Source organism: Streptomyces sp., assembly GCF_031181705.1.
Lineage (GTDB): Bacteria > Actinomycetota > Actinomycetes > Streptomycetales > Streptomycetaceae > Streptomyces.
The window spans coordinates 1-9,254 of record NZ_JAPSKN010000130.1 but is presented as its reverse complement, the minus strand read 5'-3'; the positions used below and the strand labels follow the sequence as shown (position 1 = coordinate 9,254).

Annotated in this window: 7 protein-coding genes; 4 read left to right on the top strand and 3 right to left on the bottom strand. The window is 70.5% G+C overall.

What is annotated here, in order from left to right; all coding sequences use genetic code 11:
- The first annotated feature begins 159 nt into the window (after positions 1-159).
- From RIN80_RS21575 to RIN80_RS21565, 3 genes are all read left to right on the top strand, one after another.
- Positions 160-1,080 carry a ComF family protein gene (locus RIN80_RS21575; RefSeq protein WP_309097275.1) on the top strand — a complete coding sequence of 307 codons (921 nt, stop codon included), beginning with the start codon at positions 160-162 and terminating at the stop codon, positions 1,078-1,080.
- 311 nt (positions 1,081-1,391) lie between these two features.
- On the top strand, positions 1,392-2,087 hold the full coding sequence (gene hpf, locus RIN80_RS21570) for a ribosome hibernation-promoting factor, HPF/YfiA family (protein ID WP_309097274.1): 696 nt from the start codon (positions 1,392-1,394) through the stop codon (positions 2,085-2,087).
- Positions 2,088-2,292: 205 nt separating this feature from the next.
- Positions 2,293-3,039, top strand: coding sequence for a response regulator transcription factor (locus RIN80_RS21565; RefSeq protein ID WP_309097273.1), 747 nt, complete (start codon positions 2,293-2,295; stop codon positions 3,037-3,039).
- A 19-nt stretch (positions 3,040-3,058) separates the two neighbouring features.
- Here the strand turns inward: RIN80_RS21565 and RIN80_RS21560 are convergent, their stop codons facing one another.
- Together RIN80_RS21560 and RIN80_RS21555 are read right to left on the bottom strand one after the other, a co-directional pair.
- Positions 3,059-4,258, bottom strand: a complete 1,200-nt coding sequence (locus tag RIN80_RS21560; RefSeq protein WP_309097272.1) for a DNA glycosylase AlkZ-like family protein — start codon at positions 4,256-4,258, stop codon at positions 3,059-3,061.
- 60 nt (positions 4,259-4,318) lie between these two features.
- Positions 4,319-4,918: a GNAT family N-acetyltransferase gene (locus tag RIN80_RS21555; RefSeq protein ID WP_309097271.1), complete on the bottom strand. Its 600-nt coding sequence runs from the start codon at positions 4,916-4,918 to the stop codon at positions 4,319-4,321.
- A 281-nt stretch (positions 4,919-5,199) separates the two neighbouring features.
- On the opposite strand from RIN80_RS21555, the gene secA reads away from it, so the two are divergent.
- Positions 5,200-8,046, top strand: coding sequence for a preprotein translocase subunit SecA (gene secA / locus RIN80_RS21550; protein ID WP_309097270.1), 2,847 nt, complete (start codon positions 5,200-5,202; stop codon positions 8,044-8,046).
- Between the two features lie 117 nt (positions 8,047-8,163).
- Here the strand turns inward: secA and RIN80_RS21545 are convergent, their stop codons facing one another.
- The gene (locus RIN80_RS21545) at positions 8,164-8,910 is read right to left on the bottom strand and encodes an Rv3235 family protein (RefSeq protein ID WP_375141766.1); all 747 of its coding nucleotides are present in this window, start codon (positions 8,908-8,910) and stop codon (positions 8,164-8,166) included.
- Positions 8,911-9,254 lie beyond the last annotated feature (344 nt).

Below are 9,254 nucleotides of genomic sequence, written 5' to 3'. Positions count from 1 at the left end.
CGCCACCGCCGTGGGCGGCACGTCACCAAGCTCCCGACCCGGGCGCGGAGCCGGCGGCATCGCCCTGCGTCGGGGTCGGCGGAAGACCGTCCCGCGTTGTCCACAGGTGGTTGTCCACAGGGGTGGCGGGGGCCCGGCCGGGGCGGCAGAGTGGTCGGCATGCGGGGGTGGTGGCGGGACCTCACCGACCTGGTGCTGCCGGGCGAGTGCGGGGGCTGCGGCACACCGCGTACGGTGCTGTGCGCGCGGTGCCGTGCGGTGCTCGACGGGGCGGCGGTACGGCGGGTGCGGCCGGTCCCGGAGCCGCCCGGGCTGCCGGTGGTGCACGCGGCGGCCGCGTACGCCGACGAGGTGCGGGCGACGCTGCTGGCCCACAAGGAGCGAGGCGCCCTGGCGCTCGCGGGCCCGCTGGGAGCGGCCCTGGCACACGCCGTGCGTGCCGCGCTCCGAGAAGTGTGCCGGTCGGGCGCCGAGGCGGCTGTGCGCGACGGAAGGGCTCCCGTGCTGCTGGTGCCCGTGCCGTCCGGGCGGCGGGCCGTGCGCGCCCGGGGACATGACCCGGCACGCCGGATCGCCCTCGCGGCGGCCGCGGACCTGCGGCGCGGCGGCGTCCCGGCCCGGGTGCTCGGTGTGCTGCGGCACCGGCGGGCCGTGGCCGACCAGTCGGGGCTCAACTCCCGGCAGCGAATGGACAATCTCGCCGGTGCGCTGACGGTCGCGTCCGGAGGTGCCGGGCTGCTGACCGCGGGACCGGTCGTCCTGGTCGACGACGTGATGACCACGGGCGCTTCCCTGTCGGAGGCCGCTCGGGCCCTGCGGGAGGCCGGCGGCGGGCCGGGGTCGCCGTGCGGGGCGGCGGCGGGGCCGATTTCGAACGATGCGTGCACTGCGGCCGTGTACGGACGAGAGAGCTGGGAAAGCAGAGAGGAACAGAACGTCGGATCAAGGCGAGAGAGGACGGGCCGGTGGCCCGGCCGGCAGGGAATGGCGGGCGCGTATGACGCCGACCCGGTGGTTGACGTGGTGTGCGCGGCAGTGGTCGCGGCATCACCGGACTCTTTCCAAATAAACCGGAACTGACCGAGATCTTGCGTCGTTGCAGGTAATGAGAGGGCCTATTCACCTGAACGGAGGTACGCCGCAGTAGAGGGTGACGACATCCGTCCGGGCGAGATATGTTCGGTTGAGAGGGAAAGCCGCAGGCCACACCTCTCAAATCCGAATGCCGTGACGCGGGTTTTCCTTCATCACTCGCGACGGTGGAGTGGAGATCTCGCCCGCGGGGGAGGAGGTGGAAGTCACCGAGTCCGAGGTTCCGGGGCTCACCGGAACCTGGTGCAAAAGGGAGATGCTCCGCACCGAAGCGGAGTGATCCGGGAACGGAGTTCTGCGTGGACATCGTCGTCAAGGGCCGCAAGACCGAGGTGCCCGAGCGGTTCCGGAAGCACGTGGCCGAGAAGCTGAAGCTGGAGAAGATCCAGAAGCTCGATGGCAAGGTGATCAGCCTCGACGTCGAGGTGTCCAAGGAGCCCAACCCGAGGCAGGCCGACCGCTGCGACCGAGTGGAGATCACGCTCCGCTCCCGCGGTCCGGTGATCCGGGCGGAGGCAGCGGCGAGCGATCCGTACGCGGCGCTCGACCTGGCGGCGGAGAAGCTGGAAGCCCGGCTGCGCAGGCAGCACGACAAGCGGTTCTCGCGCCGTGGCGCGCGCCGGATCCCGGCCGCCGAGGTCGCCGACCACGTCCCGGGCGTGGCGACGCTCAACGGAAACGGCCTCGCGCCGGCCCCCGAGGAGGAGTCGGACGCGGTCCCCACGAAGAAGATCGGCTCGCTGGAAGTACAGGGTGACGGTCCCATCGTCGTCCGCGAGAAGACCCACGTCGCCGCGCCCATGACCCTCGACCAGGCTCTCTACGAGATGGAGCTGGTCGGCCACGACTTCTACCTGTTCGTCGACTCCGAGACCAAGGAACCGAGTGTCGTCTACCGACGACACGCCTACGACTACGGCGTGATCCACCTCAGGACGGACACGATGGTGACCCAGTCGCACTCCCCGGACGCGGGCGGTGCGCTCGGCGGCTGACCGCCCCGGGTGACAGCGGAGAGGGTGCCCCTGGAGCGCGTGTGCGCCCCCAGGGGCACCCCTGTGCGACCACTTCGCGCCCCGCTCCGTCACCCCGGTGCCGTCCGGGCATGAAATCATGGTGACCACGGCCCAACCGGTGGGTCGTTGCTCTGGGTTGGCGATGGCTCAGGACCACAGGCCACAGCCTTCAGGGGGAGGAACGATGGCGGACAGCTTCGGACCGATGCGTGACGGGGATGCCCACGAAGGCGTCGCCGGCATGGGCCCGGACACGGAGACCCCACGCAAGGAACCGATCAGAGTCCTCGTGGTGGACGACCACGCCCTGTTCCGCCGTGGCCTGGAGATCGTGCTCGCGGCCGAGGAGGACATTCAGGTCGTCGGGGAGGCGGGTGACGGGGCCGAAGCCGTCGAGAAGGCCGCCGACCTGCTGCCCGACATCGTCCTGATGGACGTGCGCATGCCGAAGCGGGGCGGGATCGAGGCCTGCACCTCCATCAAGGAGGTGGCCCCCAGCGCGAAGATCATCATGCTGACGATCAGCGATGAGGAAGCCGATCTCTACGACGCCATCAAAGCGGGCGCGACCGGCTATCTCCTCAAGGAGATCTCCACGGACGAGGTGGCCACCGCCATTCGCGCGGTCGCCGACGGGCAGTCGCAGATCAGCCCGTCCATGGCGTCGAAACTGCTCACCGAGTTCAAATCGATGATCCAGCGCACCGACGAGCGCCGCCTGGTGCCCGCACCGCGCCTGACCGACCGCGAGCTGGAAGTCCTCAAGCTCGTCGCCACGGGGATGAACAACCGTGACATCGCCAAGGAGTTGTTCATCTCCGAGAACACCGTGAAGAACCACGTGCGCAACATCCTGGAGAAGCTGCAGCTGCACTCCAGGATGGAGGCCGTGGTGTACGCGATGCGGGAAAAGATCCTCGAAATCCGCTGACGCCGGGCGGCCGGTGCGCTCAGCCGGTCAGGCGGGTCAGCTCCCTCACGAGCGGCTCACGCAGGTCCGGTGCGTCGACCCGTTCCACGCGCACGTCCGTGCAGTCCACCCAGGACGCGGCCTCGGCCAGGGCCTGGGCGACGGCCGGAACCGCCTTCGGGCCGTCGAGCGTGACCTGCTTGGCCACCAGCGTGCTGCCCGCTCGCGCCGGGTCCACACGGCCGACCAGCCGGCCGCCGGCCAGGACCGGCATCGCGAAGTAGCCGTACACCCGCTTCGGTTTGGGCACGTAGGCCTCCAGGCGGTGCGTGAAGCCGAAGATCCGCTCCGTGCGCGCCCGCTCCCAGATCAGGGAGTCGAACGGCGACAGGAGCGTGGTGCGGTGCCGGCCGCGCGGGGGTGTCTCCAGGGCCGCCGGGTCGGCCCACGCCGGCTTGCCCCAGCCCTCGACCGTGACCGGGACGAGCCCCGAGTCGGCGATCACCGCGTCGACCTGCTCGCCCTTGAGGCGGTGGTAGTCGGCGATGTCCGCGCGGGTGCCGACGCCGAGGGACCGGCCCGCGAGGCGGACCAGGCGGCGCAGGCACTCGGCGTCGTCCAGCTCGTCGTGCAGCAGCGCTGCCGGGATCGCGCGCTCGGCGAGGTCGTAGATCCGCTTCCAGCCGCGGCGTTCCACGCACACCACCTCGCCGTGCATCAGGGCGCGTTCCACGGCGACCTTGGAGCCGGACCAGTCCCACCAGTCGTTCGTCTTCTTCGCGCCGCCCAACTCCGTGGCCGTCAGGGGGCCTTCGGAGCGGAGCTGCTTGATGACCCGGTCGTAGACGCCGTCGGGAAGTTCGTGGTTCCAGTGCGGGCGGTTGCGGTAGGCGCGGCGGCGGAAGGCGAAGTGGGGCCACTCCTCGATGGGCAGGATGCAGGCGGCGTGGGACCAGTACTCGAAGGCGTGCGGCTGTACCCCGGACGTGCCGGAGGACGCCGGCTTCCAGTAGGCGTCCTCCACGGTCTTCCGGCCCACCGCGCCCAGGCGGGCGTACGGCACGAGCTCGTGGGAGCGGGCCAGGACCGAGATCGTGTCGAGCTGTATCGCGCCCAGGTGGCGGAGGACGCCGCGGACGCCGGAGCGGCGGTCGGGGGCGCCGAGGAAGCCTTGGGCGCGCAGGGCGATCCTGCGGGCCTCGTCTGCGGAGAGCTCTGCTGTGGGGCGCGGGGTGGTCATGGATCGCACGATATGGGGTGGGACTGACAGTGGGGAGTGGCCTGGGCTGCTGAGTCCCGCTCACTGCGGGCGGGGGACGGGTGGCCGCGGCCGGCAAGCCGCGGGCAGGTACGGCGCCGTCGACGGAAGGCCCAGGTCAGAGGGGAGCAGGGAGCCGACCCAGGTGTCGCGCAGTACCCCCTTGTTGTTCGTCGCGGAGCGCAGCGTGCCCTCGATCGTGAAGCCCGCCCGTTCCGCCACCGCGCGCGAGGCCCGGTTGCCCACCTCCGCGCGCCATTCGACACGGTCGATCGCGCCGGACACGAACGCCCAGCGGCAGGCGGTGAGCGCCGCTTCCGTGATGTGGCCGTGGGAACGGTGCTGCTTCGTGGCCCAGAAGCCGATCTCCGCCATGCCCAGGGCGCGCATCGTGAGGCCGAGCATGCCCGCGAGGTCGCCGGAGTGGAGGAAGACGCCGAAGGTGAACAGGGAGCCGTCCGCCCAGCCGTCCGGAGCGATCCGTTCCGTGAAGCTCTCGGCGTGCTCGCGCAGATAGGGCGAGGGGATCGTCGTCCAGCGCCGGATGTCGGGGTCCTGGCAGGCCTCGTACACCGCGTCGGTGTCCCGGGGGCCGACCGTGCGCAGCAGGAGGCGGTCCGTGGTGAGGGTGACGGGGTCCATCGGCCGATTCTGCTCGGAGGGCGCCCGCCGTGCCATCCCTTTGCCGATGGTGATGGGGTGATCACGACGGGTGCAATTCGGCGGCGGGATGCGGCACCATCCGGAGGGCACGGACGTTGTCCCCTTCGAAGCAGACGTGAATCAGAAATCGAAGCAGCGGACGGCCGCCGTCACGGCAGGCCCTCCCGGCGCGGTGGGGTCCTCGCATACGATGGCCGTTGCTCAGTAAGTCAAGTGGTAACCGACCGTCCCAGGCCCGACCGGCAAGGAGACCAACCCCCGTGTCCGTCCTCTCGAAGATCATGCGTGCAGGCGAAGGCAAGATCCTGCGCAGGCTGCACCGCATCGCGGACCAGGTCAACTCCATCGAAGAGGACTTCGTCGACCTCTCCGACGCCGAGCTGCGGGCCCTCACCGATGAGTACAAGCAGCGGTACGCCGATGGTGAGAGCCTGGACGACCTGCTGCCCGAGGCCTTCGCCACCGTCCGTGAGGCCGCCAAGCGCGTCCTGGGCCAGCGTCACTACGACGTGCAGATGATGGGCGGCGCCGCCCTGCACATGGGGTATGTGGCCGAGATGAAGACCGGTGAGGGCAAGACCCTCGTCGGCACGCTGCCGGCGTATCTGAACGCGCTGTCCGGCGAGGGCGTCCACATCATCACGGTCAACGACTACCTGGCCGAGCGCGACTCCGAGATGATGGGCCGCGTCCACCGCTTCCTGGGCCTGAGCGTCGGCTGCATCCTCGCCAACATGACGCCGGCTCAGCGCCGCGAGCAGTACGCCTGCGACATCACGTACGGCACGAACAACGAGTTCGGCTTCGACTACCTGCGCGACAACATGGCGTGGTCCAAGGACGAGCTCGTCCAGCGCGGCCACAACTTCGCCATCGTCGACGAGGTCGACTCCATCCTCATCGACGAGGCCCGTACGCCGCTGATCATCTCCGGTCCGGCCGACCAGGCCACCAAGTGGTACGGCGACTTCGCCAAGCTGGTCAAGCGCCTCAAGCGCGGCGAGGCCGGCCAGCCGCTCAAGGGCATCGAGGAGACCGGCGACTACGACGTCGACGAGAAGAAGCGCACGGTCGCCATCCACGAGTCCGGTGTCGCCAAGGTCGAGGACTGGCTGGGCATCGACAACCTCTACGAGTCGGTGAACACCCCGCTCGTGGGCTACCTGAACAACGCCATCAAGGCGAAGGAACTGTTCAAGAAGGACAAGGACTACGTCATCATCGACGACGAGGTCATGATCGTCGACGAGCACACCGGACGTATCCTCGCCGGCCGCCGTTACAACGAGGGCATGCACCAGGCGATCGAGGCGAAGGAAGGGGTGCCGATCAAGGACGAGAACCAGACGCTCGCCACGATCACCCTGCAGAACTTCTTCCGCCTCTACAAGCGCCACGACCACAACGGCAAGGAACAGCCCGGTCTGTGCGGCATGACCGGTACGGCGATGACCGAGGCCGCCGAGTTCCACCAGATCTACAAGCTCGGCGTGGTGCCGATCCCGACCAACCGGCCGATGGTCCGCAAGGACCAGTCGGACCTGATCTACCGGACCGAGGTCGCCAAGTTCGAGGCGGTCGTCGACGACATCGAGGAGAAGCACCGCAAGGGCCAGCCGATCCTCGTCGGCACCACCTCGGTCGAGAAGTCCGAGTACCTCTCGCAGCAGCTCAGCAAGCGCGGCATCCAGCACGAGGTGCTCAACGCCAAGCAGCACGACCGTGAGGCGCAGATCGTCGCCCAGGCCGGCCGCAAGGGCGCTGTCACGGTCGCCACGAACATGGCCGGCCGTGGTACGGACATCAAGCTCGGCGGCAACCCCGAGGACCTCGCCGAGGCCGAGCTGCGCCAGCGCGGTCTCGACCCCGAGGAGCACATCGAGGAGTGGGCACAAGCCCTGCCCGAGGCGCTGGAGCGGGCCGAGAAGGCCGTCAAGGCGGAGAAGGAAGAGGTCGAGAGGCTCGGCGGGCTCTACGTGCTGGGCACCGAGCGGCACGAGTCGCGGCGCATCGACAACCAGCTGCGCGGTCGTTCCGGCCGTCAGGGCGACCCGGGCGAGTCCCGCTTCTACCTCTCCCTCGGCGACGACCTGATGCGGCTGTTCAAGGCCCAGATGGTCGAGCGTGTGATGTCCATGGCGAACGTGCCGGACGACGTGCCGATCGAGAACAAGATGGTCACGCGCGCGATCGCCTCCGCCCAGTCGCAGGTCGAGCAGCAGAACTTCGAGACCCGCAAGAACGTCCTGAAGTACGACGAGGTCCTCAACCGCCAGCGCGAGGTCATCTACGGCGAGCGGCGCCGCGTCCTGGAGGGTGAGGACCTGCACGAGCAGATCCAGCACTTCATGGACGACACCATCGACGCCTACATCCAGGCCGAGACCGCCGAGGGCTTCCCGGAGGACTGGGACCTCGACCGGCTGTGGGGCGCCTTCAAGCAGCTCTACCCGTGCAGCGTCACGGTCGAGGAGCTGGAGGAGGCGGCCGGCGACCGGGCAGGGCTCACCGCCGAGTTCATCAGCGACTCCATCAAGGACGACATCCACGAGCAGTACCAGGCCCGTGAGGCGCAGCTCGGCTCCGAGATCATGCGTGAGCTGGAGCGCCGGGTCGTGCTCTCGGTCCTGGACCGCAAGTGGCGCGAGCACCTCTACGAGATGGACTACCTCCAGGAGGGCATCGGCCTGCGCGCGATGGCGCAGAAGGACCCGCTGGTCGAGTACCAGCGCGAGGGCTTCGACATGTTCACCGCGATGATGGAGGGCATCAAGGAGGAGTCCGTCGGCTACCTGTTCAACCTGGAGGTCCAGGTCGAGCAGCAGGTCGAGGAGGTCCCCGTCGAGGACACCAAGCCCGTGGCCGACCTGGAGAAGCACGACTCGGTGCCGGCGCAGGCGGGTGCCCGGCCGGAGATCCGCGCCAAGGGCCTCGACGTCCCGCAGCGGCGCAACCTCCACTTCTCCGCGCCGACGGTCGACGGCGAGGGCGGCACGATCGAGGGCGACTTCACCGAGGACGGCGAGCCGGTGCGGTCCGAGGCCGACGGTCTGACCCGCGCGGAGCGCCGCAAGCAGGCGCGCAGCCGGGGGCGCCGCAAGAAGTGACGGTGGCCGAGCCGCCGCGGCGGTCGTCGCCATAGCGTCTTCGAAGGGCCGGGCACCCGAGGGTGCCCGGCCCTTCGGCGCGCCGTGGGGCGGGTCCTCCTCGCCGGTGGTGGCGGCTCAGTCGGCGTCGGGGCGGGGTGGACGGGGGCCGCCGAGTTCCACCGCCGTGCAGCGCCAGCGGAGGTCCTGGCCGAGTTCCAGGCGGAAGGCCATGGCGCGCAGCCGGTCGCCGGCGCCGATGCGGGCGAAGGCCTCGATGGCACCCGGGCGGGGTTCGAAGTAGCCGATGTCCCGGACGACGGGGCGGGCGCCGCGGGTGCGCAGAGGGCCGCGCTCGGCCAGCCAGGTCAGTTCGTCGTAGGCGCGGCCGCGGGTGTGGCGGAGCATCGCGTGGACGGGGCGGTGGCCGCTCAGGACGGCGACGAGGAGGTCCGCGAAGACGTCCGTGGGGAGGGCCCGTCGGGGAGTCCGGGCGGGGACGCGGGGGACGGTCTGCCCGGACGCCGGGCCGGGCGCGTCCGGCCACGGCGGTGTGGTGCCGTGCGGGCCCCTGCGCGCGGCGGGGGCGGCGGGGCGGCGGCTGCCCGGGGAGGTGGGCGGGCGGGTGTCGGCGGGGCGGGTGTACGGGCGCTTGGCACGTGCGGAGGCCGGGGGGCGGCCGCCGGCTGCCGGGGTGCGGGGCGGACCGCCGCCGGGGACGCGGGGCGGACCGGTCGGGGTGAGGGGTGGCGAGCCGGCGTTTCCGGTGGTGAGGGAGGGGACCGCCTCGCGGGGGCGGGGGCCCGTGTCGGCCGGGCCGTCGAAGGTGTGCTCGTCCCGGCGCGTGGGCGGGCGGCGGTGGGTCCTGGTCATGACCTTGTGCATGGGGGGTCCCGTTCCGTGGTCCGGTGGATACCGGTGAGTAACTTCGGGTGGTGATCTTGTACGGGGACGGAGGGGGCCGGAGCAAGGAAGCGGACCGCGCGTCGGAGCTGCCGGAATGTTCACCTATCCGGGTGATCCGCAAGGCGTGGAGCCCGGCCGCTCGGGGAGGAGCCGGGTGAATCTCCGGCCCGGGGTGGACGCGTCCGGCATCCCGGGCCGGGACCCGAAAGGGGACGCGGCGCACGTATTCTGAAGCCCTGTCCGGAAGCCCTCTCCGGCAGCGTCCGCCCCGGACACGACCCACCGACCGACCACGAAAGCGGCCAGCCATGCGTGTCTACGTG

Coding starts and splice junctions, on each gene's coding strand:
- RIN80_RS21575 (WP_309097275.1), top strand. CDS start 160: ATGCGGGGGTGGTGGCGGGACCTCACCGACCTGGTGCTGCCGGGCGAG.
- RIN80_RS21565 (WP_309097273.1), top strand. CDS start 2,293: ATGGCGGACAGCTTCGGACCGATGCGTGACGGGGATGCCCACGAAGGC.
- RIN80_RS21560 (WP_309097272.1), bottom strand. CDS start 4,258: ATGACCACCCCGCGCCCCACAGCAGAGCTCTCCGCAGACGAGGCCCGC.
- RIN80_RS21555 (WP_309097271.1), bottom strand. CDS start 4,918: ATGGACCCCGTCACCCTCACCACGGACCGCCTCCTGCTGCGCACGGTC.
- RIN80_RS21545 (WP_375141766.1), bottom strand. CDS start 8,910: ATGCACAAGGTCATGACCAGGACCCACCGCCGCCCGCCCACGCGCCGG.